This is a genomic window from Bacillus pfraonensis (assembly GCF_050768835.1).
Lineage (GTDB): Bacteria > Bacillota > Bacilli > Bacillales > Bacillaceae_G > Bacillus_A > Bacillus_A pfraonensis.
In genome coordinates, this window is the sequence record NZ_JAHCDO010000002.1 from 213,331 (window position 1) to 239,955 (window position 26,625).

At 34.5% G+C, this 26,625-nt stretch carries 22 protein-coding genes and 1 other annotated feature; of the genes, 18 read left to right on the forward strand and 4 right to left on the reverse strand.

Annotation, left to right across the window (positions count from 1 at the left end; genetic code table 11):
• Positions 1-203 precede the first annotated feature (203 nt).
• From KFD70_RS02390 to KFD70_RS02415, 6 genes are all read left to right on the forward strand, one after another.
• Positions 204-842, forward strand: coding sequence for a response regulator (locus KFD70_RS02390; protein WP_336451907.1), 639 nt, complete (start codon positions 204-206; stop codon positions 840-842).
• A 4-nt stretch (positions 843-846) separates the two neighbouring features.
• Positions 847-1,950, forward strand: a complete 1,104-nt coding sequence (locus tag KFD70_RS02395) for a sensor histidine kinase (RefSeq protein ID WP_336451908.1) — start codon at positions 847-849, stop codon at positions 1,948-1,950.
• A gap of 132 nt (positions 1,951-2,082) precedes the next feature.
• Positions 2,083-3,021 carry an ABC transporter ATP-binding protein gene (locus KFD70_RS02400; RefSeq protein ID WP_336451909.1) on the forward strand — a complete coding sequence of 313 codons (939 nt, stop codon included), beginning with the start codon at positions 2,083-2,085 and terminating at the stop codon, positions 3,019-3,021.
• A 36-nt stretch (positions 3,022-3,057) separates the two neighbouring features.
• The gene (locus KFD70_RS02405; protein ID WP_431612889.1) at positions 3,058-4,167 is read left to right on the forward strand and encodes an ABC transporter permease; all 1,110 of its coding nucleotides are present in this window, start codon (positions 3,058-3,060) and stop codon (positions 4,165-4,167) included.
• Between the two features lies 1 nt (position 4,168).
• Positions 4,169-5,314, forward strand: a complete 1,146-nt coding sequence (locus KFD70_RS02410; RefSeq protein WP_431612890.1) for an ABC transporter permease — start codon at positions 4,169-4,171, stop codon at positions 5,312-5,314.
• Positions 5,315-5,426: 112 nt separating this feature from the next.
• The gene (locus KFD70_RS02415) at positions 5,427-6,638 is read left to right on the forward strand and encodes a phospholipase D-like domain-containing protein (RefSeq protein ID WP_336451912.1); all 1,212 of its coding nucleotides are present in this window, start codon (positions 5,427-5,429) and stop codon (positions 6,636-6,638) included.
• 91 nt (positions 6,639-6,729) lie between these two features.
• Here KFD70_RS02415 and KFD70_RS02420 read toward each other — a convergent pair whose 3' ends face one another.
• Positions 6,730-7,161: a GNAT family N-acetyltransferase gene (locus tag KFD70_RS02420; protein WP_336451913.1), complete on the reverse strand. Its 432-nt coding sequence runs from the start codon at positions 7,159-7,161 to the stop codon at positions 6,730-6,732.
• Positions 7,162-7,514: 353 nt separating this feature from the next.
• Here KFD70_RS02420 and KFD70_RS02425 point away from each other — a divergent pair, with 353 nt between their 5' ends.
• A complete protein-coding gene (locus KFD70_RS02425) occupies positions 7,515-8,183 on the forward strand; it encodes a nucleoside/nucleotide kinase family protein (RefSeq protein WP_336451914.1) in 669 nt (222 codons plus the stop codon).
• 170 nt (positions 8,184-8,353) lie between these two features.
• Here the strand turns inward: KFD70_RS02425 and pyrH are convergent, their stop codons facing one another.
• Positions 8,354-9,097: a UMP kinase gene (gene pyrH / locus KFD70_RS02430; protein ID WP_336451915.1), complete on the reverse strand. Its 744-nt coding sequence runs from the start codon at positions 9,095-9,097 to the stop codon at positions 8,354-8,356.
• Positions 9,098-9,767: 670 nt separating this feature from the next.
• Between pyrH and KFD70_RS02435 the strand changes: the two genes are divergently transcribed.
• The 6 genes from KFD70_RS02435 to KFD70_RS02460 all read left to right on the forward strand — a co-directional run bounded on the left by KFD70_RS02435 (position 9,768) and on the right by KFD70_RS02460 (position 17,381).
• Entirely contained in the window at positions 9,768-11,039 is a 1,272-nt protein-coding gene (locus tag KFD70_RS02435; RefSeq protein ID WP_336451916.1) for a cation:dicarboxylate symporter family transporter, read from the forward strand.
• Between the two features lie 20 nt (positions 11,040-11,059).
• The gene (gene aspA, locus KFD70_RS02440) at positions 11,060-12,502 is read left to right on the forward strand and encodes an aspartate ammonia-lyase (RefSeq protein ID WP_336451917.1); all 1,443 of its coding nucleotides are present in this window, start codon (positions 11,060-11,062) and stop codon (positions 12,500-12,502) included.
• Between the two features lie 52 nt (positions 12,503-12,554).
• Positions 12,555-14,288 carry an oxaloacetate-decarboxylating malate dehydrogenase gene (malS, locus tag KFD70_RS02445; protein WP_431612905.1) on the forward strand — a complete coding sequence of 578 codons (1,734 nt, stop codon included), beginning with the start codon at positions 12,555-12,557 and terminating at the stop codon, positions 14,286-14,288.
• A gap of 76 nt (positions 14,289-14,364) precedes the next feature.
• Positions 14,365-15,675, forward strand: a complete 1,311-nt coding sequence (locus tag KFD70_RS02450; RefSeq protein ID WP_336451918.1) for an ATP-binding protein — start codon at positions 14,365-14,367, stop codon at positions 15,673-15,675.
• A gap of 4 nt (positions 15,676-15,679) precedes the next feature.
• Positions 15,680-16,612: a response regulator gene (locus KFD70_RS02455; protein WP_336451919.1), complete on the forward strand. Its 933-nt coding sequence runs from the start codon at positions 15,680-15,682 to the stop codon at positions 16,610-16,612.
• A 130-nt stretch (positions 16,613-16,742) separates the two neighbouring features.
• Positions 16,743-17,381 (forward strand): LysE family translocator, encoded by a 639-nt coding sequence (locus tag KFD70_RS02460; protein ID WP_336451920.1) that lies wholly within the window; start codon positions 16,743-16,745, stop codon positions 17,379-17,381.
• Positions 17,382-17,512: 131 nt separating this feature from the next.
• On the opposite strand, the gene KFD70_RS02465 is transcribed toward KFD70_RS02460, so the two are convergent.
• Positions 17,513-18,010, reverse strand: coding sequence for a YndM family protein (locus KFD70_RS02465; protein WP_336451921.1), 498 nt, complete (start codon positions 18,008-18,010; stop codon positions 17,513-17,515).
• A gap of 532 nt (positions 18,011-18,542) precedes the next feature.
• Here KFD70_RS02465 and KFD70_RS02470 point away from each other — a divergent pair.
• From KFD70_RS02470 to KFD70_RS02480, 3 genes are all read left to right on the forward strand, one after another.
• On the forward strand, positions 18,543-18,863 hold the full coding sequence (locus KFD70_RS02470) for a WGxxGxxG family protein (RefSeq protein WP_431612891.1): 321 nt from the start codon (positions 18,543-18,545) through the stop codon (positions 18,861-18,863).
• Positions 18,864-19,179: 316 nt separating this feature from the next.
• Positions 19,180-20,853, forward strand: a complete 1,674-nt coding sequence (locus KFD70_RS02475) for a ribonuclease J (RefSeq protein WP_336451923.1) — start codon at positions 19,180-19,182, stop codon at positions 20,851-20,853.
• 158 nt (positions 20,854-21,011) lie between these two features.
• Positions 21,012-24,227: an SNF2 helicase associated domain-containing protein gene (locus KFD70_RS02480; protein WP_336451924.1), complete on the forward strand. Its 3,216-nt coding sequence runs from the start codon at positions 21,012-21,014 to the stop codon at positions 24,225-24,227.
• A 157-nt stretch (positions 24,228-24,384) separates the two neighbouring features.
• Here KFD70_RS02480 and KFD70_RS02485 read toward each other — a convergent pair whose 3' ends face one another.
• The gene (locus tag KFD70_RS02485) at positions 24,385-24,519 is read right to left on the reverse strand and encodes a DUF3934 family protein (protein WP_017152329.1); all 135 of its coding nucleotides are present in this window, start codon (positions 24,517-24,519) and stop codon (positions 24,385-24,387) included.
• 191 nt (positions 24,520-24,710) lie between these two features.
• On the opposite strand from KFD70_RS02485, the gene KFD70_RS02490 reads away from it, so the two are divergent.
• Entirely contained in the window at positions 24,711-24,851 is a 141-nt protein-coding gene (locus KFD70_RS02490) for a hypothetical protein (protein ID WP_336451925.1), read from the forward strand.
• A gap of 131 nt (positions 24,852-24,982) precedes the next feature.
• Positions 24,983-25,243, forward strand: a binding site (T-box leader).
• Positions 25,244-25,313: 70 nt separating this feature from the next.
• On the forward strand, positions 25,314-26,297 hold the full coding sequence (gene asnA, locus KFD70_RS02495; RefSeq protein ID WP_336451926.1) for an aspartate--ammonia ligase: 984 nt from the start codon (positions 25,314-25,316) through the stop codon (positions 26,295-26,297).
• Positions 26,298-26,625 lie beyond the last annotated feature (328 nt).

The following is a 26,625-nucleotide window of genomic DNA, read 5'->3' on the forward strand; positions in this document are numbered from 1 at the left end:
TAGTTCCTTCAGATTCTTTTTGGTTGGTGATTGCTGATAGTGTTATATCACTATTTTTGTAAAAAGAATAATATATTTTGCGTATACAAACCACTTCGAAAATGTAAAAAAATAGTTTAGTGCAGTATATAATAGGCGATAGGGAAATGTTACATAGAGAAAGGATGTGAACGTTAGTAGGGAGGAGGCCTCTACTAAGGACCATGAAAATAAAAATATTAATAGCGGATGATAACTCATTTATTAGAGAAGGCATGAAAATTATTTTAAATACATATGAAGAGTTCGAAGTATTAGATACTGTAAATGATGGAAAAGAAGCTGTAGCGTATTGTAAAAAATATGAAGTTGATATTGCACTTTTAGATGTTCGTATGCCAAACATGAATGGTGTAGAAGCGACGAAGTTAATTTGTGAAGAGACGAAAACGAAACCGCTTATTTTAACGACGTTTGATGATGATGAATATATCTTGGACGCAGTAAAAAACGGAGCGAAAGGTTATTTACTAAAAAATAATGATCCAGAGCGTATTCGTGATGCAATAAAAGGAGTATATAACGGCCAAACTGTTATGCAAGATGTTGTTCTTGATAAAATTAAGAGTAATTTACTCGAAAATAAAGAAGCGGAGCCTAAAATAGATAAGAGCCTTTTCACAGAAAGAGAGCTTAGTATTATCGCATTAATTGCAAAAGGATTTTCTAATAAAGAAATTTCGAAGCAACTTTTCATATCAGAAGGAACCATTGCAAATTATATTACATCTATTTTAGGGAAAACTGGACTTGAACATCGCACGCAAATTGCGATTTATTATTTAACAGGGAAAGTAGATTAATGTTATGGAATTTTGGTTAACTGTAAGTAAATTCATTGTCTTTTTATATATTGTGTTTAGTTACATTCACTCAAATGTTACGAACTTACCGTGGGTTATATTTACGTTGCTTTTATATCTTTCTGTAAACGTGACGATTTCTATATTAAAGAAAGATACGTATAAAAAAGTATTAATCTGTGCGTCAATAGGTGTAGTCATACTATTTACATGGAAGGTTCATCCGTTTTTTATTTTATTTTTATCTTTGAACTTATACGAAGTCGTAAGTTATTACATAGAAAAGAAGTGGCAAATCTTTTTCATAATGATCCTTCCCATCATTTTTATAGGTGATGATATTCAAATGACATATGGGCTCATTAGCGCATTTTGTTTTCTCGCTTTAACGATAGCAGACCGTTATATAGCTCACTTACTAAAGTTAGAAATACAAAATGATAAGATGCGAAAAGATATGCAAAGACTTACGAAAAGTTTAAATGAAAATAAAGAGTACATAAGGCAATCAGAATATACATTTAAATTAGAAGAGAGAAACAGGTTATCACAAGAAATTCATGATAAAATTGGTCACTCGATGACAGGTGCTCTTATTCAAATGGAGGCTGCAAAGAGGTTAATGGAAATTGATAAAGTGAAAGCGGAGGAGTTATTACAAAATGCGATTCATATTTCAAAAGATGGGATTGAAAGTATTAGAATTACTTTAAAGAATATGAAACCACCAACTGAACAAGTTGGAATTCATCGTATGAAATTATTCATAGATGAATTTGCGAGCAAGCATGATGTAAAGATTCCTTTCGTATATAAAGGGAATTTAGATATGATTTCCCCAATTCAGTGGAAAATCATCGGTGAAAATGTTACAGAGGCGTTAACAAATGCGATGAAGTATGCAGAGGCAACGGTCATTTCAATTGATTTGCATGTTCTTAATAAGGTAATTAAAGTGCATGTGAAAGATAATGGGAAAGGAGCATCTCTTGTAAAAAAAGGGCTTGGTATTATTGGGATGGAAGAGAGAACAGCATCAATTAACGGGAAGATAATTGTAGATGGAACGGATGGTTTCTCGATAACGACGCTATTACCGATTTCCTAAATGAAGATTGTATGAATGATCTCATATGAAAAAAGTGAATAATCTCATGTGAAAAGAATGAACTTCTGCACTGAGCAGGTTCATTCTTTTTGTTTATAATAACAGCAGAGAAATCGAAATAGGGGTGAAATGATGAATACATTAGAAATAAAAAATTTAACGAAAAAATTTGGTGACTTCATCGCAGTAGATAATATGTCTTTATCAATTAAAGAAGGAGAAATATTTGGATTCTTAGGATCGAATGGTGCTGGTAAGAGTACAACAATTAATATGATTGCTGGCTTGTTAAGAAGTAATGAAGGTGAAATTAGCATGCTAGGAAAAAATATAAAGAAACATAATCGATTTGCGAAAATGAACATCGGCATTGTTCCACAAGATATAGCAATATACGAGGAGCTAACTGCCTATGAAAATGTGAAATTTTTTGCTGGATTGTACGGACTAAGAAGTGCTGAACTAAAAGCGAGAGTAGAGGAAGCACTTCAATTTGTAGGGCTTAGTGATAAACAGAAAAGTTATCCGAAAAACTTTTCTGGCGGGATGAAAAGAAGACTGAATATCGCTTGTGCAATTGCGCATAGACCGAAGTTAATTATTATGGATGAGCCGACAGTTGGAATTGATCCGCAGTCAAGAAACTATATTCTTCAGTCTGTCCGAAAATTAAATGAAATGGGAAGTACGGTTATATATACGAGTCACTACATGGAAGAAGTAGAAGAGATTTGTACGAAAATTGCAATTGTCGATCACGGTAAAGTGATTGCAGAAGGCACGAAAGAACAGTTAAAAGCGATTATTACAGACACGAAAGATATTTGGATTGAAGTGAAGTCAGTAGAAAATTTAGATGTAGAAAAGTTAAAAGAGATAAACGGTGTGAAAGCTGTTCAAATCGAAGAGAACGTAATTAAAGTAAACTCTGATGCAGGATTAAACAACTTAAATAAAATTATTCAACACTGCATTAATCATGATATTGAAATTCGTTCGTTAGAGGAGCAGGCTCCGAACTTAGAAACGGTATTCCTTACGTTGACTGGAAGAAACTTACGAGATAAATAAAATTGAATGAAGAAAAGGAAAAGGGAGGTTCATCGATTGAACATCTTCAATATTGCAGTTATGCACATTAAGAGAGATTTCAGGGACGTAAGAACTTTAGTTTTTATGTTAGCATTTCCGGTTGTGCTTATGCTTGTGTTAGGAACAGCGTTAAGTAATGCATTTAATAGCGATAGTCATTCGATTAAAGAAATACAAGTGCTTTATAAAGATGAAGCAAGTAGTACGTTTTCTCAATCATTTGAAGTATTTACGAAAGAAGTCGATAAATCAGGTATTCACTTTAAGAAAATTTCCGAAGGGATAGATGGGAAAGAAGAAGTGAAGCAAAATAAATATGCTGCTTATGTAGAATTAAATAAAGATGGTGCGAAATTTTACGGGAGCGACAGAAGTAGTGTCGAGGGAAGTATTGTGGAAGGAATGCTTACAACATTTGTTTATAAGTACAATGTAGCGGCCGAAGTTGTAAAAGTAGATCCTAGTAAGGTTAACGCAGTTATTTCAAATGGAAATCATAACGATTATATAAAGGAAACATCTTTACAAGCTGCTAAAAAACCAGGTTCTATGGATTATTATGCAGTTGTAATGACAACGATGATAGCGCTATATGCTGCAATGGGAGCGAGTTCTTTAATTCGAGGAGAACGAATACGTAAAACAGGAGATCGTCTCATTGCTGCGCCTATAAGTAAAGCTGAAATTTTCATTGGGAAAGTGCTCGGCAGTCTTGTAGCGAATGCGCTGTGTATATTGCTTGTCATTTTATTTAGCAAATTTGTTTTTCAAGCAAATTGGGGTGATCATCTCGGAATCATATTTCTTATTTTACTAACAGAAGTTTTTCTAGCAATTAGCTTCGGTTTAGGAATCGGATATATGACAAAAACAGGTGAAGCATCTAAAGCGATTATTATGGTTGTTGTGCAATTAGCTTCTATTTTTGGTGGGGCATACTTCGTAGTAGAAGAGAATTTCGTTACGAATTTATCGCCGTTAACTTGGTCCAATACAGCTGTTATAAAAATTATTTATGCAAATGACATAGGAGCGTCATTGCCAGTAATCTTTTTAAATATCGGAATTTCAGCACTCTTTTTATTAATTGCGATTATTGCATTACGCAGACGGGAGGGGCTATAGTATGAAAGATATTTTATGGCTTATACAAAAAACGTTATCTGTACTTTTGAAAAATAAAAAAGGGTTACTAATTATTATTAGTTTGCCGATAATAGGAACGCTTATCTCTTTTTCGATATATGGAAATGTAGGGCAAGGGACGTTAAATATCGGGGTTATAAATAAAGAAAATCAGCCGATAGCAAATGATACGGTGAAATTTTTAGAAGGGTTAAATCATGTAAAGGTAAGTAAAGTTAAGGAGTCTGAAGTAGAAGATAAACTTACTTCAAAAAAACTTGATGGTGTTATAACATTTCAGTCTGGTTTTTCACAAAGTGTTCGAGATGGGAAACCGAGTCGTATTGAGATTTCATCGATTAAAGGCGATCAAGTAACAGTATTTATAAAATCGTATTTATATAACTATGTTGATAATATCGCAGCGATTAGTAAAGTGGCAGGGACGGATCAAAGTACGTTTGATAATATGTATGCAGGGTACCAAAAAAGTTCATTTAAAGTAAAGTCTGAGACAATTGAAGATACTTCGAAAAATAAAGATATGACAAATCAAACGATGGGCTTCCTTATAGTGTTTATGCTATTTTCAGCGGTGAACTTCTCAGGATTTATTTTAAAAGAAAAAGAGAATAGAACGTATTTTAGATTATTATCAACACCGATAGATGGGAAGAAATTTATAGGATCTAATGTCGCGGTGAATATGATAATATTAACGATACAAATTGTAATTGCAGTATTATTTATGACGAATGTTTTTCATACGAATATAAATATGCCTTTCATAGTAATGGTTGGTGTACTTATGATATTTGCTTTAATAGCAATTGGTTTATCGTTAGTAATTGTGTCTTTTGCAAAAAATTCTACTGCTGCAAATGCGATGCAAAATATAGTTATTGTCCCAACATGTTTGCTCGCTGGATGTTATTTTCCGTATGACATCATGCCGAAAACAGTACAGAAAATAGCAGATTTTCTCCCACAGCGCTGGCTATTAGATACGATAGAGAAATTACAGCAAGGTATTCCTTTTTCTGAGTTATATTTAAATATTTTAATTTTATTCGCTTTTGCGATTGCTTTCTTCTTAATTGCTATCTATAAGTTTGGTAGAAATAATGATGCGAGGAATTTTATTTAATAGAAAGAGGATGCGGTATAATGCTGCATCTTTTTTTTGAAATTGTTCATAAAATATAATCTCTATTGCAATACTATCCGAAGACAATTATTTTGTACGGAAGGAAAACAAAATGGTGAAAAAGGTATTACGTATTATGTTTATTATCATGAGCATAGTAATTTTTCTCTTTATTTGGATGCATATTGATGTAACAATGGGGAGAAAGATAGAGAATGGGGAAAATCAACCGAAAGAATATGCTCCTCATTATAGTGACTTTCAATTATATGTGGAAGGTAAATCGTTATATAAACAGCTGTTTTCTGATATAAAAGAGGCGAAACATTCCATTTTCACTTTTTTCTATATTATTTCTGATGATGAAAGCAGTCATTCCTTTTTAAATTTGTTGAAAGAAAAAGCAGAGGAAGGAGTTCAAGTTTATTTATCGATTGACTGGATCAATGATCTATCATTCCAAAGAAAGCTTAAGAAGGAATTACAAGCAAGTGGTGTCCATTTTACATATAGTAGAAAGCCTGATTTTCCATTCTTTTTCTATTCATTACACCATCGTAATCACCGCCGTATTACAACGATAGATGGCAAAATAGGATATAGTGGTGGATTTAACATTGGTAATGAATACTTAGGGAAGGACAAGCGCTTTGGCTATTGGCGAGATTATCATGTGCGCTTGCAAGGAGAAGGAGTAAATGATTTAGAAGAACAGTTTGCGTTAGATTGGAAACGAGATACTTCAGAAGAAATTACGAGAGCAGCTCGACCAAATGTCAAAGGAAAAACGCTACATACGATGTCTAGTTATAATGGACATAAAGTTGTTGCGAAATATATGGAATTAATAAAACAAGCAAAGCATTCCATTGTGATTGCTACATCTTATTTTATACCGAGAGATAAAGAGCTCATGAATGCTTTAATTCAGGCGAGAAAACGCGGTGTATCGGTAAAGGTACTTTGGTCTTACAAACCAGATATTCCACTTATAAAAGAAGCAGCATATCCATATATCCGTCAGTCATTGCAGAATGGGATTGCTGTATATGGATATAAAAAAGGGATGTTTCATGGGAAATTAATGTTTATTGATAATGAAATGATAGCTATCGGAACAACAAATTTTACTTCGCGTGGTTTTCATATTAATGATGAAATGGATTTCTATATATATGGTGGTTCGATGATTCAACAAGTGAATCAAGCGTTAGAGCAGGATTTTCAAGATTCGAAAGAAATCACTTCATCATTTTTTGAACATTTATCATTCTTAGAGAAGTGCAAAGAAAAAATAGCGTGGGTGTTTAATTACTATTTATAATAAAGTAATTTGTATTTAAAAACGCTTAGAGAATAAACTCGAAGCGTTTTACTTTTTATTGTATAGGATTTTCAATTCAAGCTCTTAAAAATCAAACCATCGATAAGTCTTTTTTCAAATAGTAATGCTTAAAGTCTCTGCCGACATGATCAAGGACACCAAACACTTGATAACCGTGCTTTTTATAAAAATCTAATGCTTGAAAACTTAAAGTATCTACTTTTATGAAATCACAATTCTTTTCTAAAGCTATTTGTTCGATTTCCAATAAAAGTTTAGTTCCGTAACCTAGTTTGCGTATGTCTTCATCAATTATAAAAGTATGAATCTCTAACCAATTCCAACAAATTTCACCTAATATTCCTCCGCGGATCTTGTTGTCTTCATCTTTAAGAAATAAATGAATCTCCTGATACCTCCCTCTTAGATCTGTTGGGAAATACTTTAAATTATATTCATAAAGTTTATTATTAATGTTGTTTTTATTAGTCGTATTTAATTCTTTCGTAATATGTAAATCCATGTATTTTTCCTCCTGTAATTTCTTGTGAAATGATGAATATGAAATGAATTTCTCTTTTGAATAAGTTTTATCATCTCAATATACTTATTCTAACATAAAGTTCTTAATGTTCAGTTTTTTTATTTTCTAATATTCAAAAATGATAACTCGACCTAGCCTTCCACTTAGGCGTATAACGTCTTATTATTAACTCATGGAAAGTAATGCTATTTCGAGTTTTATTTTAACGGTTCAAATCATATAACATGTAAAAAGCGAGAATAAAATCTATAATATTTCACACTCGGAATCGTATTTTTTCATTAAAATATTCTTTGAAGGATAAATAGAGCTGTTTGAAGGAGGATTGGAATTTGAATCGTCAAATTACTATTCGTGAGATTGTAGAGCGCATACTCATGTTTAAACTAGACCATCCATTAAGAGTCGGTGTTGGTGGTATAACAGCATCTGGGAAAACAACATTTGCAAATGAGCTACAAAAAGAAATTCATCTGCAAGGAAGAAAAGTTGTTCGGGCGAGTATAGATCATTTTCACAATCCAAGGGCAATTAGATATTCACAAGGCAAAGAATCAGCTAAAGGATATTATGAAGATGCTCATGATTATAGATCATTTGCTGAGCGATTATTGATTCCGTTAGGACCTGCTGGAGATATGCGATATATGATGAAATCACATGATCTAGAAACGGATATGTATATGAAAACAGACCCTATAATCGCTTCAAAAGATACGATATTTATAATAGATGGTACTTTTTTATTTAAAAAAGAGCTTCAACATTTATTCGATTATAAAATATTTGTAGAAACAGATTTTGAAATCGCGAGAGAACGTGGTTCGAGTCGAGAAGCGAGAGCCTTTGGGAGTAAGGAGAAGGCAGAGGAAATGTTTTTACAAAGATATCATGCGGCTTGTCATATGTATATGGAAGAGCACGCGCCAAAGCAATGTGCAGATGTAGTTTTTCTAAATAATGATATTGAAGATCCGAGGGTTATATTTCCGAATTTGTGATTTTAGCAATAGTATTGGTAGCAGTTAACATAAGAGTATTTCATGAATTATGGATAATAGGGACGTTATTCTTTTACATGCCGTTACGATACTACTTTTTAGAAAGTGTATAGGTGTGCTGAAATATCACACCTATAACACAGTATTGTATTCGAGTTATTTTTGAAAAATTAATTTTCTTCTACGAGTTCTGATAACTCATGATTAATTAGCGTACCAATATGCTCACCTAAACATATTTTTTTCATAACTCCTGGTTCATCGAAGTTAAAAACATGAGCTGGTAAATGATAGTCACGAGCAAGTAATAAGGCTGATTGGTCCATCACTTTGATGTTGTTTCGAACAACATCATTATAATTTAAATGACGATACATTTTTGCTGATTTATTTCGTTTCGGATCACTTGTGAAAACACCATCTACACCTTGTTTTGCGACCAAAATCGCATCGCTATTCATTTCAATTGCGCGCTGGACACTTGGGTAATCTGTTGTAACGAATGGTTGCCCGTTTCCCCCGCCAAAGATGACAATATGCCCTTTTTCTAAATGGTGAACGGCTCGCAAACGAATATAGGGCTCTGCCACTGCTGTAAACGGAATAGATGTCATAACGCGCACTTCTTTATTTGTCTTGCTTGTGAGTACGCCTCGTAGCATTAAACTATTCATAATTGTACCTAATGTTCCTATATTATCTGCTTCAACGCGATCAATTCCCCATTCCTCAGCTAAATTGCCTCTGAAAATGTTCCCCCCGCCAACGACAAGAGAAACTTCAATACCTAAATCGACAATTGATAAAATCTCAGTTGCGATATGTTCTAAACGTTTGGAACCAAAACTATTTCCATCTTGATCAGCGAGAGCACCGCCGCTGAGTTTAATTAAAACACGATTGTAGGGTTTCAATATCATCTCTCCTTATTTAAAGTAAAGTTTTTATCCCGCATTAACGGGCAGTAATACTCCCACCTCAAAATTCGGCGAAAGCAAAGAAGGTAGGTGGGAGATAAACTGCCCGTAACCGCCCGATTGGTGAGGGCTAATAATCAGTGGGGGAGGAAGAAAACCTCCACTGATTAAAGTTTCACTTTATCAGTGGAGTCCGTAACCATCACCGAGAATTAGTCTTCATCATATTAGGTTCTTATAGGTAGTTTATTCCTGACCTAATTGCTTTGCTAATGTGGCATTTTTCTGTATGTTACAAGCATATCAAGTTGCAATAAAAAAGGAGCAGAGGCGAATGCCTTTGCTCCTTTACAAGAAAGTAAAATAGAAAAGGAAGAGTTATAATGAAATCTTTCTTACGATTCTTCATAATATCCACTCCTTTTCATCTTATTTATGTTCGAATAAACTTATCTTTTAGATTATACAAAGAAATCAGATATTTTATCAATGTTATTTTAACTTTTTTATCGTCAAAGGGTGTCAATGAATAATTAAAGAAAAAAATTCGAATTTTTTGTGACGAACATGTAGGTTTTTGTCTGATTTTGTAGGTTTGCTTATATCATGTGGATAAGCTTTTATAAATACAAATTGAAAGCGTTCGCATGAAGGGGATGAAAAACATATGAAAAAATTCGGATTGGCAGCACAAATTTTTGTTGCACTTGTTTTAGGGATTGTAGTAGGGGCAATCTTTTATGGCAATAAAACAGCGATTTCTTATATCACACCAATTGGGGATATATTTATTCATTTAATCAAAATGATTGTTGTGCCTATTGTTATTTCAGCACTGATTGTTGCAGTCGCTGGTGTAGGGGATATGAAGAAACTTGGAAAACTAGGTGGTAAGACAATCCTCTATTTTGAAATTATCACAACAATTGCGATTTTAATGGGATTAGTTGCAGCAAACGTGTTCCAACCAGGAACTGGCGTTGATATGAATAATTTACAGCAAAGTGATATTTCATCATACAAAGAAACAGCTGATACAACGCAGAAAAAAGGTTTTGCAGAAACAATTGTTCATATTGTACCAACGAATGTAATTCAATCAATGGCACAGGGTGATCTATTGCCAATTATCTTCTTCTCCGTTTTATTTGGCTTAGGAGTTGCGGCAATTGGTGAAAAAGGAAGGCCTGTATTTAACTTTTTTGAAGGTGTACTTGAAGCGATGTTTTGGGTTACAAACCAAGTAATGAAATTCGCTCCGTTTGGCGTATTTGCGTTGATTGCAGTTACCGTTGCAAAATTTGGTGTAGCAACACTACTTCCTTTAGGAAAATTAGTGCTAGCTGTGTATGTAACTGTTATACTATTCGTTATTGTTGTATTAGGTATTAATGCACGAATGGTAGGAGTAAATATCTTTACATTAATGAAAATTTTAAAAGAAGAACTTATTCTTTCATTTACAACAGCAAGTTCAGAAGCGGTTTTACCTAATATAATGAGAAAAATGGAAGAGTTCGGTTGTCCGAAGGCGGTTGCCTCTTTCGTTATTCCGACAGGTTACACATTTAACTTAACAGGATCGGCGATTTATCAAGCATTAGCGGCACTATTCGTCGCACAAATGTATGGTGTGCATATGTCGCTCACACAGCAAGTTACGTTATTATTCGTTTTAATGTTAACGTCAAAAGGAATGGCTGGAGTTCCAGGTGCTTCATTTGTGGTTGTCCTTGCAACATTAGGTTCGATGGGATTACCGCTTGAAGGAATTGCTTTAATTGCTGGTATCGACCGTGTTTTAGATATGATCCGTTCATCTGTTAACGTTTTAGGAAATGCATTAGCGGCTATTGTTATGTCGAAATGGGAAGGTGAATTCGATCAGGAGAAGGCAAAACAATATGTAGAAACAGTCAAACAAACAGAAGTAGCTTAAGAAATAGATAAGGAGTGGTAATGGTGGCAACATTAACTGAAACTACCAAAAATGTACGAATTGAAAAAGATTTTTTAGGTGAAAAAGAAGTACCAATGCATGCTTATTATGGAGTTCAAACAATGCGTGCTGTAGAGAACTTCCCAATTACAGGCTATAAAATTCATGATGGTCTAATTAAAGCATTTGCGATTGTGAAGAAAGCAGCAGCACTTGCGAACGTAGATGTAGGAAGATTGGAATTGAAAAAAGGTGGTGCTATTGCCGAAGCTGCACAAGAAATTCTTGAAGGGAAATGGCATGATCACTTCATCGTCGATCCAATACAAGGCGGTGCAGGAACTTCTATGAACATGAATGCAAATGAAGTCATTGCCAATCGTGCTCTTGAATTATTAGAGATGGAAAAGGGAGACTATCACTATATTAGTCCAAATAGCCACGTGAATATGGCACAATCAACAAATGATGCATTTCCAACAGCAATTCACATTGCGACATTAAATGCACTAGAAGTGTTATTGCAAACAATGGGCTATATGCATGATGTATTTGAATTAAAAGCAGAGCAATTTGACCATGTGATTAAAATGGGGCGCACACATTTACAAGACGCTGTACCAATTCGTCTTGGACAAGAATTTAAAGCGTATGCTCGTGTGCTTGAACGCGATATAAAACGAATTAAGCAATCTCGTCAACATTTATATGAAGTTAACATGGGGGCAACAGCAGTTGGTACAGGATTAAATGCAGATCCAGAGTACATTGAAGCAGTAGTGAAACATTTAGCTTCAATTAGTGAGTTACCTCTTGTTGGAGCGGAAGATTTAGTAGATGCAACGCAAAATACGGATGCGTATACTGAAGTATCAGCAGCGCTGAAAGTATGTATGATGAACATGTCTAAAATTGCAAATGATCTTCGTTTAATGGCATCAGGTCCGCGTGTTGGATTAGCAGAAATTATGCTTCCAGCTCGTCAACCAGGTTCATCTATTATGCCAGGGAAAGTAAACCCTGTTATGCCAGAAGTGATTAACCAGATTGCGTTCCAAGTAATCGGAAATGATCATACGATTTGTCTTGCTTCAGAAGCTGGTCAATTAGAACTAAACGTTATGGAGCCAGTACTTGTCTTTAACTTACTTCAATCCATTAGCATTATGAATAACGGTTTCCGTGCCTTTACAGATAATTGTCTAAAAGGAATTGAAGCAAATGAAGGACACTTGAAAGAATATGTTGAGAAAAGTGTAGGAATTATTACAGCTGTGAATCCTCATATTGGTTATGAAGCAGCGGCTCGTGTTGCAAAAGAGGCGATTGCAACTGGACAATCTGTTAGAGAACTTTGTGTGAAAAATGGTGTATTATCACAAGAAGAATTAGATTTAATTTTAGATCCATATGAAATGACACATCCGGGGATTGCGGGAGCAACTCTTCTAAAGAAAAACTAAAAGAAGAGGGGACATTCCCCTCTTTTTTGTTTACAATATAGAAATGGCATAGATAAATAAAGGTAGGGATGGTATGAGTAAATTTACGGTTTCCTCTAATGGTGCATTAGAAACAACATTAAGAGGAGTAGAAGTATTAGCAACGCCAATTTTAAATAAGGGTGTCGCTTTTACAGAAGAAGAACGAGAAGAACTAGGATTAAAAGGGTTATTACCGCCAGCGGTATTAACATTAGATGAACAAGCACGCCGTGCATATGAACAATTTAGTTCACAGCCAGATGACTTATTAAAGAATGTATATTTAACAGCACTTCATGATCGAAATGAAGTATTATTTTATCGTTTATTGACAGATCATTTACGAGAAATGCTTCCAATTGTGTATACGCCAACTGTTGGGGTAGCGATTCAAAGGTATAGTCATGAGTATCGTAAACCACGTGGAGTTTATTTATCCATTAATGATCCTTCTGGTATAGAAGAAGCGTTCTCTAATATTGGTGCAACGGCTGACAATGTAGATTTAGTCGTTGTAACAGATGGTGAAGGAATATTAGGAATTGGTGACTGGGGCGTTGGTGGTATTAATATCGCCATTGGAAAACTAGCTGTTTATACGGCAGCAGTTGGAATCGATCCTAGTCGTGTATTACCTGTAATTTTAGATGTAGGAACAAACCGAGAGGATTTATTAAATAACCCGTTTTATATCGGAAATCGTCATCCACGTATAACAGGTGAAGCCTATGATACGTTTATTGATACATTCGTAAAAGCTGTATGTAATAAGTTTCCGAAAGCGTTACTACATTGGGAAGACTTTAGTTCACGTAATGCACGTAGAATTTTAGATAAATACCGTAATGATGTATGTACATTTAATGATGATATTCAAGGAACAGGTGCCGTTTCACTTGCTGCTGTATTATCAGCAGTGAAAGCTTCTAGTGTTCCTTTATGTGAACATCGCGTTGTTGTATTTGGTGCTGGAACAGCCGGAATTGGAATTGCAGATCAAGTGCGAGATGCGATGGTTCGTGCGGGCTTGTCAGAGAAAGAAGCAAACGAGCGATTTTGGTGTATTGACCGCAATGGTTTACTTACAGATAGCATGAAAGATCTTCTTGATTTCCAGGTTCCATACGCACGTAAGGAATCTGAAGTAAACGAATGGAAGCATGGGGACATGATTGGGCTTGCAGAAGTTGTGAAACATGTAAGACCAACAATTTTAATTGGTACATCAACAGTTGCTGGTGCCTTTACAGAGGAAATTGTAAAGGAAATGGCTTCTCATGTAGAAAGACCAATTATTTTACCAATGTCTAATCCAACGCCACTTGCAGAAGCAAAGCCGGTTGATTTGATAACTTGGACAGAAGGCAGAGCGCTTGTAGCAACTGGAAGTCCATTTGAGCCAGTTACGTATGATGGTGTAACATATGTAATTGGACAATCAAATAATGCCCTTATCTTCCCGGGGCTCGGTCTTGGAACAATTGTCGTTCGTGCGAGTGTAATGACAGATGGTATGTTTGCAGCAGCAGCAGAAGCAGTAGCAAGCATGGTAGATACAAGTCAGCCAGGAGCACCTATTCTTCCAGAAGTAGAAGAACTGCGTAACATTTCAGAGATAGTAGCGATTGAAGTAGCCAAAGCAGCAGTTGCTGAAGGGGTTGCTCGTAAGGAACTCGGTGATAACGATATCAGAAAAGCTGTGAAAGAAGCAATGTGGCAGCCTGTATATCGAGAAGTAAAAGCAGCTAAACAGGTAACACTATAGAAATAAAGCCCGTTTATATAAAATAAGCGGGCTTTCCTTGTTCATTTTTTGAAAAATTATATTTCATAAATAGGAAGTGGCATCTTTGAATTGGAATCAATTGTGGAAGAAAGATATGTCCCTTTTAATTATTTTAGTGTTAATTGTTCCAATAGCAGGAGAATTAAATTTTCATCCGTTTAATGATACATTTCGTGTGAGTTTTGGAACACCAATCTTTTTCTTTTTGTTACTATTTTTACGGAAAATACCAGGTGCTATAGCGGGTTTACTCGTTGGGCTATCTGTTGCCATATTTCGAATTAGCCTGGATTGGATGATGCAAGGGAACTTTGATTTAGCAGAGTCTTTTTATTTGCGTTATCCAGTTTTCTTTTATTATTTTATTTATGGAAGTTTGTTCTCATTATGTAGAGTAAATAAATTTCATCAAAAACCATTCATCATAGGATGTTTTGGTATTTCAATTGAAATTATATCGAGTATGTCGGAACTTGCTTTTAATCATTTTTTGATACTTGGTACAACGATCGCGGTTTCAGAAGTAAATAAACTGATTATTATTGCTGTTTTTCGAAGTTTCTTTGCCCTTGGATTTTTAAATATGATGAGTTTATATGAAACGAAATTAAAAGAAGCACAAGTTCGAAAAGAAAATGAAAAGATGTTGATGCATCTTTCTAATTTATATGTGGAATCTGTTCATTTAAAAAAGACACTTCAAAATGCAGAATTAATTACACAAGAAGCATATCAATTATATCGAAATTTACAAGCTAGTAATGATGCAAGTAGCATAGAAATACATAGTAAAAAAGTACTGAAAATTGCTGGGGAAGTACACGAAATTAAAAAAGATAATCAAAGGATTTTTGCAGGATTATCAAAGCTTCTATTAGATAAAAATCTTTCTGAATACATAGAAGGGCATGAATTAGCAGAAATGATTGTCAGGATAAATGAGAAGTACGCTCAGCTATTAGGGAAAGAGATAACATTTTCTAAAAGTATAGAAGGTGAACACAATGAGTACCATGTGTACACTGTATTGTCCATTTTAAATAATTTAGTTGCAAATGCTGTAGAGGCAATAGAGGGTGTTGGTGTAATTGTAATACATGCCAACAAGCAAGAAGAAAATGTAATATTCGAAGTAATAGATAATGGTCCTGGTATTGCACCAAAATATAAAGAGTTAGTATTTAAGCCGGGATTTACTTCGAAGTATGATCAAACAGGGACACCATCAACGGGAATAGGCTTGTCCTATATAAAAGAGATGGTTGCAGAACTAGGAGGAGAAGTGAACCTTCAGGACGGAGAAAATGAAAGAGGATGTAAATTTGTCGTACGTTTACCTGTGTCTAGTTTAACAAGGGGAGGGTGATAGAATGTTTTATTACATCGTAGATGATGATGAAGTCTTCCGCTCTATGCTATCACAAATTATTGAAGATGAGGATCTCGGAGAAGTGGTAGGAGAAGCGGAAGATGGTGCTTTTGTTGAAGCGGCTCAGCTAAATTTTAAGAAGGTAGATATTTTATTTATTGATTTATTAATGCCAATTCGGGATGGAATTGAAACAGTACGTCATATTCTACCGACGTTTACAGGAAAAGTGATTATGATTTCTCAAGTTGAATCGAAACAATTAATTGGAGAAGCTTATTCTTTGGGTGTTGAATATTATATTACAAAACCATTGAATAAAATTGAGGTTGTATCTGTTGTACGAAAGGTGATGGAACGTATTCGATTAGAACGATCAATACAGGATATTCAAAAATCATTGAATAACGTCTTCCAATGGGAACAACCACAAGTTCGAAATGAACCCGTGAAAGAAGAGAAAAAAATAGCGGACTCAGGTCGTTATTTATTATCGGAACTCGGAATCGCTGGAGAGAATGGAAGTAAAGATTTACTGAGTATGCTGGAATATTTATTAGGCCAAGAAAAAGAAAAAACATTTGAATATGGCTTTCCAGCACTGAAAGACATTTTTCACTATATTACGGTCAAAAAATTAGGAGGGACGGCTTCAGAAGCAGAAATTGATAAAGAAAGAAAGGCTTCAGAACAAAGAGTACGTCGAGCGATTTATCAATCTTTGAACCATCTAGCTTCCCTTGGTTTAACAGATTTTTCGAATCCGAAGTTTGAAAGCTATGCGCCGAAGTTTTTTGATTTTACCATTGTTCGTAAGCGTATGACAGAAATGACGAAAGAAGAGCTAACAACATCAGGGCATATAAGAATTAATACGAAAAAGTTTATTCAAGTGTTGTATTTTGAGGCGAAGAGATTAATGGAGATAGAATAGAGGATGCTTCTAAATGAGCATCCTCTTTTTATATGTAAAATTCTGAATTTTTGTTGTTTTATGGTAATAAAAGGGTATAATTGAATGTAAATTTGTTTTGGAATACATATATAAGGATGTGAAATGAAAAATGATAAGTACCATTTTTAGTTACTTGTTGCTGGGGATTTCTCTATCAGCGCCTGTCGGACCAATCAATGTTGCTCAAATTAATAAAGGAATAAAAAATGGCTTTTTAAGTGCATGGCTTGTTGGAGTAGGAGCAATGTCAGCAGATGTTATTATGATGCTTTTAATTTATTTCGGGGTTTCTGTCTATTTAACAACCCCTGTTGCGAAGTTGATCATTTGGATATTTGGTTTCTTTACGCTGTTGTATCTTGGATACGAAAGTATAAAAGATGCTTCTAAGCAGGTCGAGAGTAAAGGGAATGAAGAAAGAGAACATCCAATGAAATCATTTGTTTCAGGCTTTTTAATTGCAATCTCTAACCCGCTTAATATTGTATTTTGGATTGGAATTTATGGAGCAGTTTTGACAAGTGCAATTGGCACTGTAGGTAAAGAAAAAGCGCTATTATATAGCATTACAATATTTGTTGGGATTATGATTTGGGATTTATTTATGGCGACTTCCATTCATTTTGGCAGAAGGTTTGTAAATAACCGTATAATGAAATGGATTTCTATTTTTGCGGGAATTGTTTTAGTTGGGTTTGGGCTGTATTTTGGATATGAAGCAATTAAAGGAATTGGGGATCTCATATAAGAGAGAGTTGCATTGTGAGGTTGTATTAAATTTTATAAATGACTTGATAAAAGAGAGTATTTATACAAAAACAATGTTCTTTTAAAAAATATAATTGGATCATGCCGTTTGGGGATGATCCAATTATGTTTTTATTTTAATGTATCATTTGTATCTTCCACTTTTTTAGGTGAATGCACTTTTGGTATTTTAGAATGATCCACATATTCATCTGAAAACTCCATAGCATACTTGTCATGATGATGTATGTTAGATGACGTGCGTAAATCTCCATCTTCATGCAAAACCATTCTTTTCATATAAATATGAAAAAATATCTCTACTATACCAATGAGAAGAGCCGCCCAAAAGGAGGATGCTGTAATATTACGAGTTAGATCTATATTTGTAAGAAGATAAGTTAATACCCAGATTCCTAAAAAACTTAACCCAAAATCTACAATTGTCGCAACCGTATTTCCATACTTAGGTAAAATAAACAAATCTCCTATTAAATAGGCCGCTCCTGTAATTACTAAAGAAATAAACAATATCCTAGGGATTGAGATATCTTGAAAAATACCTAATATCATAAGTAGTACAGCACTAACTGCAGTATATTTAATTAATAAGGCCACAACATGTTTCATTAGTGTCCCTCCATTTTTTTACTTTGTAAGTAAGGATAAAATATTTATCAACATACTCTATATTAGGTTGTGTTGATACTAAAAAAAAATACAGGAAATTATCAACATAAAATCGATGCAATAACCTCATGACAGATTGGTTTTATCTTCATTAAGAACAGCTGATTTATCCCGCTACTTTAGGGCAATAATACTCCCACCTCAAAATTCGGCAGGAGCAATGTCCAGCTCTAGCGTCCTGCGATTCTGAGTGAGCCGCTTCCGCTTTTCTAAAGAAGTTAGGTGGGAGACAAACTGCCCGTAACGGCCCGATTGGTGAGGGCTAATAATCAGTGGGGGATGAAGAACCCCCCCCACTGATTAAAGTTTCACTTTATCATGGTTTGTTTAATTTCACTGTATTTGTTCGTTTTTTAGTGATGAGGATTCAAGATATTTATCATATTTTTTAAACGAAGCGGTTTTATATAGCCTTGAACGAATAATACCTAAATAAGCTGGAGACATTACTAATTATGAAAGGAGGGTAAACATGAAAAAATTATCATCTATTTTAGGAGCATTAGTGTTAGCTATTATGGTTTTTGGTACAAATGTCCATGCTGAATACGATGGCAATAACATGAATCGAATTAATAATAATGACATCACGAATAGAGTTAATGACAATAACATGAACAGAGTTAATGACAATAACATGAACAGAGTTAATAATGATATTAGAACTCGAAATGTAAATACAACAAATGATTTGAATAATGATCGTGATAATCGTAATAATTGGGCATGGCTTGGTTTATTAGGACTAGTAGGTTTATTTGGTCTTAGAAGAAGAGAAAAAGAAACACGTTAATGCAGAACATTGTATGTAATTTTAACAGATACTTATTGATTAAAAAGAATGGAAAAAGCAAAAAATAAAAACCGTCTTTAATAAGGCGGTTTTTTAATTTCTAAAATTAATAATTATATGGAAGAAAACCCCCACTGATTAAAGTTTCACTTTATATAAATAGTGAAGCTAAGGAAAAACATGTTTTATAACATAAGGAAAAAATATGTATTCGGCTATAAATCAGAATAATCTTTAGTTGGATGGGTTAATCATAAAAAAAGCATTCCATATTTCTTCGAATATATTTAAATGTTTTCCAAAAGGAGGATTAATTTTGAGCACAGTAGAAAATACACTATCCATTTTTGCTTTAGGTGGAGTAAATGAAATAGGGAAAAATATGTATGCCATACAATATTCAAACGATATTGTGGTAATTGATTGTGGTTCTAAGTTTCCAGATGAAAGTTTATTAGGAATTGATCTAATTATCCCGGATATTACATACCTGCAAGAAAACAAGGATAAAATTCGAGGTTTAGTTGTTACACATGGACACGAAGATCATATTGGAGGCATACCTTATCTATTAAAGCAATTAAATGTACCAATCTATGCAACAAAATTAACAATCGGTTTAATCGGTATTAAATTAAAAGAACATGGGCTTCAAAGTTTGACGCAACTATTTGTTATTGATTCTGAATCGGTTATTGAGTTTGGTTCAATTAGTTTGACATTTTTTAAAACGAATCATAGTATTCCTGACTGTCTTGGTATTGCTTTTCATACACCAGAAGGTACTGTAGTACATACAGGCGACTTCAAATTTGATTTGACGCCTGTAAATAATCAATATCCAGATATTCATAAAATGGCTAAAATTGGAAGTGGTGGCGTTTTAGCCTTACTCTCTGAAAGTACGAATGCAGAACGTCCTGGATTTACTCCATCAGAACGATCTGTCGGTGAGCGCATTGAAGAAGCGTTCATCAAAGCTCGTAGAAAAGTCATTATTTCTACCTTTGCTTCTAATGTGAATCGTGTACAGCAAGTGGTAGATGCAGCTGTAAAAACGAATAGAAAGCTTGCTTTGCTTGGGAGGAGTATGGTAAATGTGGTGTCTGTTGCTCTAGAACAAGGTTATTTGAATATTCCTGAGGGAATGTTAATAGAAGCGAATGAGATCAATCAAATGGATCCAGAAAGGGTAGCTATTCTTTGCACTGGAAGTCAAGGTGAACCTATGGCTGCTTTATCACGTTTAGCCAGTGGAAACTATCGACAGGTAGATATCCTATCTGAAGATACTGTTATTTTAGCTGCAACTCCTATCCCAGGAAATGAACGTAATGTTTCACGTATTATAGATAATTTATTTTTATTGGGAGCCAATGTGATTTATGGATCGGGCAGTTCAACGGGAATGCATGTTTCCGGACATGCCTATCAAGAAGAATTAAAATTAATGCTTACTTTAATGAAACCTAAATATTTCATTCCTATTCATGGTGAATTTAGAATGTTACATCATCACAGTCTATTAGCAGCATCCGTTGGCGTTAAGAAAGAGAATATTTATATTATTCGTAATGGTGATGTTGTTGACATAAAGAACCAAGTCGCTTGGAACTCCAGACGAATACCTGCAGGGAATGTATATGTAGATGGATTGGGCATTGGAGATGTTGGAAACGCTATTTTACGCGATCGTAAACAGCTTTCTGAAGATGGTATGCTTGTGATAGTGATCACTCTTAGTAAAACAGAAGGAAAAATTATTTCTGGTCCGGATACGATTTCTCGTGGATTTGTATATGTTCGTGATTCGGAAGAATTTTTGCAGAGCATTAACCAACTAGTTGTAACAACCATTAATAACTTACAAAAAGAAAACGTGAGTAGGTGGAATGTTCTTAAAAAAGAAATAAAAGAAGTACTTGGACAGTTTGTATACTCACATACAAAAAGAAAACCGATGATTCTTCCTATAATAATTGAAGTTTAAACTGACTGTTTTAAATAATTGCTGTTTGATATTACTGTGTATACATGTAAAATGTTATATAAGAGCAGATAAAAACATTAGAAATGCTTGTATTCTAATGTTTTTTTTATATAACGTTAAGAAAGATGAATTTTTATTTTTAGGGAAGGGTCAAAATAATGAGCTTTGCATTAAATAAAACAATAATTAAACGATTATGTGGAGAAACCTCATATAAAAAAGGTGAGATCTATTATAAGACAAACAAAGTTGATATTACGAATTATGATGCTCAGAGAAATATTTGCGAGGCAACAGTGAAAGGAAACGGAGATTTTTATGTCAAGATAGAAACCGCTAATAATGGTGATATTGTTGGGGAATGCACCTGTCCTTCACTAGCTTCTTTTCATACATACTGTCAACATATTGCAGCTGCATTACTATATATAAATAATTTTCAACAAAGTGGTGGGTCATTAGAAGCTAGTTCAAAAGAGGATTCCATGAACGCTAGAGATGAGCAACTAGCGAATGGTATGTTGAATATATTTGATGAAAAGCCGCTGCGACCTAAAAGCAAGCAACATAGATTTGATACGCGAAAAATACTTGATGTGGAATTCATTTGTACTCCAGTTGCTTCAAAAAATGGGGGAACGTTGTTTGGGATTCAGGTAAGGCTGGAGAATTTATATCCTGTCTATAAAATTAGAGAGTTTCTTAATAGAATCGAACAAAGAGAGCCTTTTATATGTTCAAATGATTTTACGTATACACCAGAAGTCTACAGCTTTCAACAAGAAACAGATGCTGTTATTCAACTGCTGATTCAAATGTATCGGAATGAAAAAATGTATGTAGAATCGTTGCAAATGAGCGCTGAACAAAATGAAAGTATGATCTTAATTCCACCAGCTTCTTGGAAGGAAATGCTTTCTCTGCTTTCTAGTACTTCATTTGTAAGGCTATATTATGATGGGAAATCATTTCATGGTGTCCATGTCTCAAAAGGGTTACTACCCTTAGATTTTGAGTTCAATAAAGGTACAAATGGAGGGTATACACTTCAGATTGATGGATTACAACAAGTTCAAGTAATGGATACATATGGTTATGCTCTTTTTGAAGGGAAGCTATATCATTTAAACATGGAAGATTGTAATCGACTCATTGAATTAAAAAGAATGATGAATCGTTCTCGTAGTAATCAATTTCATATTCCTGCTGAGAAAATGGAGCATTTTGTAGCGAAGGTAGTACCAGGTTTAATGAAGCTAGGAAATGTTCGAATTGATGAGGTTATATCAGAGCGTATGGAAACACCTCCTTTGAAAGCAAAACTATTTTTAGACCGAGTTAAAAATCGCTTATTAGCAGGACTAGAATTTCAATATGGAAATGTGGTTATCAATCCGTTAGAAGAGGATGGACAACCTTCCGTCTTCAATCGCGATGAGAAAAAAGAACGAGAAATTGTAGAAATGATGAATGAAAGTGCCTTTGCGAAGACTGAGGGCGGTTATTTTATGCACAATGAAGAAGCGGAATATAATTTCTTATATCATGTTGTTCCGAAATTGAAAGGTTTACTGGAGATTTATGCAACTACAGCAATCAAGTTGCGAATTCATAGGGGGAATAGCGCGCCTATTATAAGGGTACGGCGTAAAGAACGCATTGATTGGTTATCATTCCGTTTTGATATAAAGGGAATACCAGAGGCTGAGATTAAAGGTGTACTAGCAGCACTTGAGGAAAAACGTAAATATTACCGATTAGCGAGTGGTTCGTTGTTATCGCTAGAGAGCGATGAATTTAATGAAGTTAACCAGTTTATAAAGGAATCGAGTATTCGCAAGGAATTTCTAAAAGGAGAAGAAGTGAATGTACCCCTCATGCGCAGTGTGAAATGGATGAATTCACTTGAAGAAGGGAATGTTCTAAGTTTAGATCAATCGGTTCAAGAATTAATGGAAAACATTCGGAATCCTAAAAATCTGAAATTTGCTGTACCAGACAGTTTGGTCACAGTACTTAGAGAATATCAAAAAGATGGATTCGAATGGATGAAAACACTTGCACATTATCGTTTTGGCGGTATTCTAGCAGATGATATGGGACTCGGTAAAACGCTGCAAAGCATTACTTTTATCGCTTCTGTTTTACCTGAAATTCGAGAGAAAAAACTACCTGTACTAGTTGTATCACCATCTTCTTTAGTTTATAACTGGCTCAGTGAGTTGAAAAAATTCACTCCAAATATACGAGCTGTTATTGTAGATGGAAATCAGGCGGAGCGCCGAAAGATTTTAAAAGATACTACAAAGTATGACGTCATTATTACGTCATATCCTTTATTACGAAGAGATGTAAGGCTATATGCTCAGCCGTTTCATACGTTATTTTTTGATGAGGCACAAGCGTTTAAAAATCATATGACGCAAACCGCAAAGGCAGTGAAAACGATTCAAGCAGAGTATCGTTTTGCGCTAACGGGAACTCCGGTAGAAAATGCTTTAGAGGAACTTTGGTCTATTTTCAATGTAGTATTTCCAGAATTGCTTCCGGGAAGAAAAGAGTTTGGAGATTTAAGACGTGAAAGTATAGCAAAGCGGGTGAAGCCGTTCGTATTACGTCGTTTGAAAGAAGATGTCTTAAAAGAATTACCTGAGAAGATTGATCACTTACAGTCTTCGGAATTACTTCCAGAGCAGAAAAAATTATATGCAGCTTATTTGGCGAAGTTGAGGGAAGAAACGTTAAAACATTTAGATAAAGATACGTTGCGTAAAAATAAAATTAGAATCTTAGCTGGTTTGACGAGACTTCGGCAAGTTTGTTGTCACCCAGGTTTGTTTGTGGACGGCTACAAGGGGAGTTCAGCTAAATTTGAACAACTTCTTGAAATTATAGAGGAATGTAGAAGTACGGGGAAGAGAATCCTTATATTTTCTCAATTTACGAAGATGCTTGCTATTATTGGACGCGAATTGAACCGTCAAGCTGTACCGTATTTTTATTTAGATGGGAATACGCCATCTTCTGAGCGTGTTGCACTATGCAATCGATTTAACGAGGGAGAAGGTGATTTATTCCTTATTTCTTTAAAGGCTGGTGGCACGGGACTAAATTTAACTGGTGCTGATACTGTTATACTATATGATTTATGGTGGAATCCTGCGGTCGAACAGCAAGCGGCAGATCGGGCTTATCGAATGGGTCAAAAGAATACTGTGCAAGTAATCAAATTAGTAGCACATGGCACGATTGAAGAAAAAATGAATGAGTTACAAGAGAGCAAGAAGAATTTAATTGCAGAAGTGATTGAGCCAGGACAAGAAAAATTCTCTTCTATTACGGAAGAAGAGATTAGAGAAATTCTTATGATTTAACATAAGAGAAAATGAAAAAAGCTATTCTTTCACAAATGTGAAAGAATAGCTTTTTTTCATTATGAACGTAATAATTCCATTTTTCTTTGCTTAAAGTAAGTGGACATTAGCGCTAGTTATAATGTATCGAATTCCTTGCTTTTATCATGTTTTTTAATTATTTTTTTGTACCTTTACTTTTATAAGGTTTCGCATTTTTCTTTTTCTTAGCACTAGATTGCCAACGGTTCCAGCCCTTACTTCCTGTTCCTTGACCGGTACCTTTCTTAGCTTTTGCTTTCGTTTTACTCATATTATCACTCCGTTACTATTCTATAAAAAATCTACTTTGATAGCAGTCAATGTCTTTGAAATATAATCTCGAGATATGACTATGTTTGTTCCTATTCGTTATGAATCAGAACAAACAACTGAATGATATAGTATATCATAAAATCGACAGTAATTTGCATAGATCTATTCAAATTGTAGAACGTTAGACATATGAAAAGAAGTACAAAGGAACTGAAAATGATGAGAAATACAATGGATTCTATTTTTCGAATGCTTACCCTTCTTGTCATATATATGATGGTTACTTTAGGTAAAGTGTTTTTTGGAGCGAAGCCACAAAAGAAGCGATAACTCTCATAAGGTTTTAAAGAATCGATAAAGAAATAAAATAAAGAATTGAAAAATATTTTTAAATTTTTGTTGACTTTCTTATTTTTTTGTATAGAATAATCATTAATAAAATGTTTCAGAGATGTGACAACAAAACGACTGTGAAAGGACGAGTAGTAGTAGGACGTAGTCAAAGCGAGTCAGGGGTGGTGTGAGCCTGATACGAAGCCTGTTATGAAGAACCTCCTGGAGTCGCTAACCGAAATCCTTTAGGGGAAAGTAGACTTAGCCGGGAACTTCGCCGTTACAAGAAGAACAGTATCGAGATTTCTCTAATCTCCGTACTGAATAAGTGAGCAACCTCTGTTGCTAATTTGGGTGGTACCGCGGAACTAAAGCCTTTCGTCCCAGTTTTTTGGGAAAGAAGGGCTTTTTTTGTTGGTTTCTTTCCACTACATCCAAACATTTTAGGAGGAAATAGGTATGTATCAATCATTAATGACAGTAAGAGAGACACAAATTGCAATTAAGGAAGTTAAAACATTTTTTGAGGATCAATTAGCAAAACGTCTGGGATTATTCCGTGTATCTGCACCATTATTCGTAACGAAAAAATCAGGTTTAAACGATCACTTAAATGGTGTAGAACGTCCAATTGAATTTGATATGCTTCATTCAGGAGAAGAGTTAGAAATTGTTCATTCACTAGCGAAATGGAAACGATTTGCCTTGCACGAATATGGCTACGAAGCTGGTGAAGGTTTATATACAAACATGAACGCGATTCGCCGTGATGAGGAACTTGATGCAACACATTCAATTTATGTTGACCAATGGGATTGGGAAAAAATTGTTCAAAAAGAATGGCGTACAGTAGATTATTTACAAGAAACAGTACGAACAATTTATGGAATATTCAAAGAGTTAGAAGATCATTTATTTGAAAAATATCCGTTTCTTGGTAAGTATTTACCAGAAGATATTGTATTTGTTACATCACAAGAATTAGAAGATAAATATCCAGAGTTAACACCGAAAGATCGTGAACACGCGATTGCAAAAGAGTACGGTGCAGTCTTTATTATCGGAATTGGTGATGCGCTTCGCTCTGGTGAAAAACATGATGGACGCGCAGCTGACTACGACGATTGGAAATTAAACGGAGACATCTTATTCTGGCATCCAGTACTGCAATCTTCATTTGAGTTATCATCAATGGGAATTCGTGTTGACAGTAAATCACTTGATGAGCAGTTAACAAAGACAGGTGAAGATTTCAAACGTGATTACGATTTCCATAAAGGTATTTTAGAAGACATACTTCCACTTACAATTGGTGGTGGTATTGGACAATCAAGAATGTGCATGTACTTCTTACGTAAAGCGCATATCGGTGAAGTTCAATCTTCTGTATGGCCTGATGAAATGCGTGAAGCTTGTAAGAAGGAAAATATTCATTTATTTTAATGAAAAATGAATTGAATTATTTTTTGAATATAACGATTTATAGGTCTAAAAAAAGAATGATTTAAATTCACTTTACCTTTTTAATGGTTTTGAAGTGTGAAGTTCTTCAAAAAAGCATCCGAAATATCAAAGGTTATCTTTTTCTGTTGAAGATAAAGCAGAAGAAAAGAGATACATGATATTTTTGGATGTTTTTTTACGTTTCATAAATTGGAATACCGTATATGATTAAAAGAAGTAACAGCTAATTGTATGATAGACTGAAGTTTAAAATAACATGTATAGAGTAATGAATCTATTAGGATGCAGATTACGCATTTGCTTTATA

Excerpts from the sequence above, each read along its gene's own strand:
- KFD70_RS02435 (WP_336451916.1), top strand. The coding sequence starts at position 9,768 with ATGAAAAAATTCGGATTGGCAGCACAAATTTTTGTTGCACTTGTTTTA.
- KFD70_RS02455 (WP_336451919.1), top strand. The coding sequence starts at position 15,680 with ATGTTTTATTACATCGTAGATGATGATGAAGTCTTCCGCTCTATGCTA.
- KFD70_RS02485 (WP_017152329.1), bottom strand. The coding sequence starts at position 24,519 with ATGAGTAAAACGAAAGCAAAAGCTAAGAAAGGTACCGGTCAAGGAACA.
- KFD70_RS02480 (WP_336451924.1), top strand. The coding sequence starts at position 21,012 with ATGAGCTTTGCATTAAATAAAACAATAATTAAACGATTATGTGGAGAA.
- KFD70_RS02410 (WP_431612890.1), top strand. The coding sequence starts at position 4,169 with ATGAAAGATATTTTATGGCTTATACAAAAAACGTTATCTGTACTTTTG.
- KFD70_RS02390 (WP_336451907.1), top strand. The coding sequence starts at position 204 with ATGAAAATAAAAATATTAATAGCGGATGATAACTCATTTATTAGAGAA.
- KFD70_RS02470 (WP_431612891.1), top strand. The coding sequence starts at position 18,543 with ATGAAAAAATTATCATCTATTTTAGGAGCATTAGTGTTAGCTATTATG.
- aspA (WP_336451917.1), top strand. The coding sequence starts at position 11,060 with ATGGTGGCAACATTAACTGAAACTACCAAAAATGTACGAATTGAAAAA.
- KFD70_RS02395 (WP_336451908.1), top strand. The coding sequence starts at position 847 with ATGGAATTTTGGTTAACTGTAAGTAAATTCATTGTCTTTTTATATATT.
- KFD70_RS02400 (WP_336451909.1), top strand. The coding sequence starts at position 2,083 with ATGAATACATTAGAAATAAAAAATTTAACGAAAAAATTTGGTGACTTC.
- KFD70_RS02415 (WP_336451912.1), top strand. The coding sequence starts at position 5,427 with ATGGTGAAAAAGGTATTACGTATTATGTTTATTATCATGAGCATAGTA.
- asnA (WP_336451926.1), top strand. The coding sequence starts at position 25,314 with ATGTATCAATCATTAATGACAGTAAGAGAGACACAAATTGCAATTAAG.
- KFD70_RS02420 (WP_336451913.1), bottom strand. The coding sequence starts at position 7,161 with ATGGATTTACATATTACGAAAGAATTAAATACGACTAATAAAAACAAC.
- KFD70_RS02490 (WP_336451925.1), top strand. The coding sequence starts at position 24,711 with ATGAAAAGAAGTACAAAGGAACTGAAAATGATGAGAAATACAATGGAT.
- KFD70_RS02460 (WP_336451920.1), top strand. The coding sequence starts at position 16,743 with ATGATAAGTACCATTTTTAGTTACTTGTTGCTGGGGATTTCTCTATCA.
- KFD70_RS02465 (WP_336451921.1), bottom strand. The coding sequence starts at position 18,010 with ATGAAACATGTTGTGGCCTTATTAATTAAATATACTGCAGTTAGTGCT.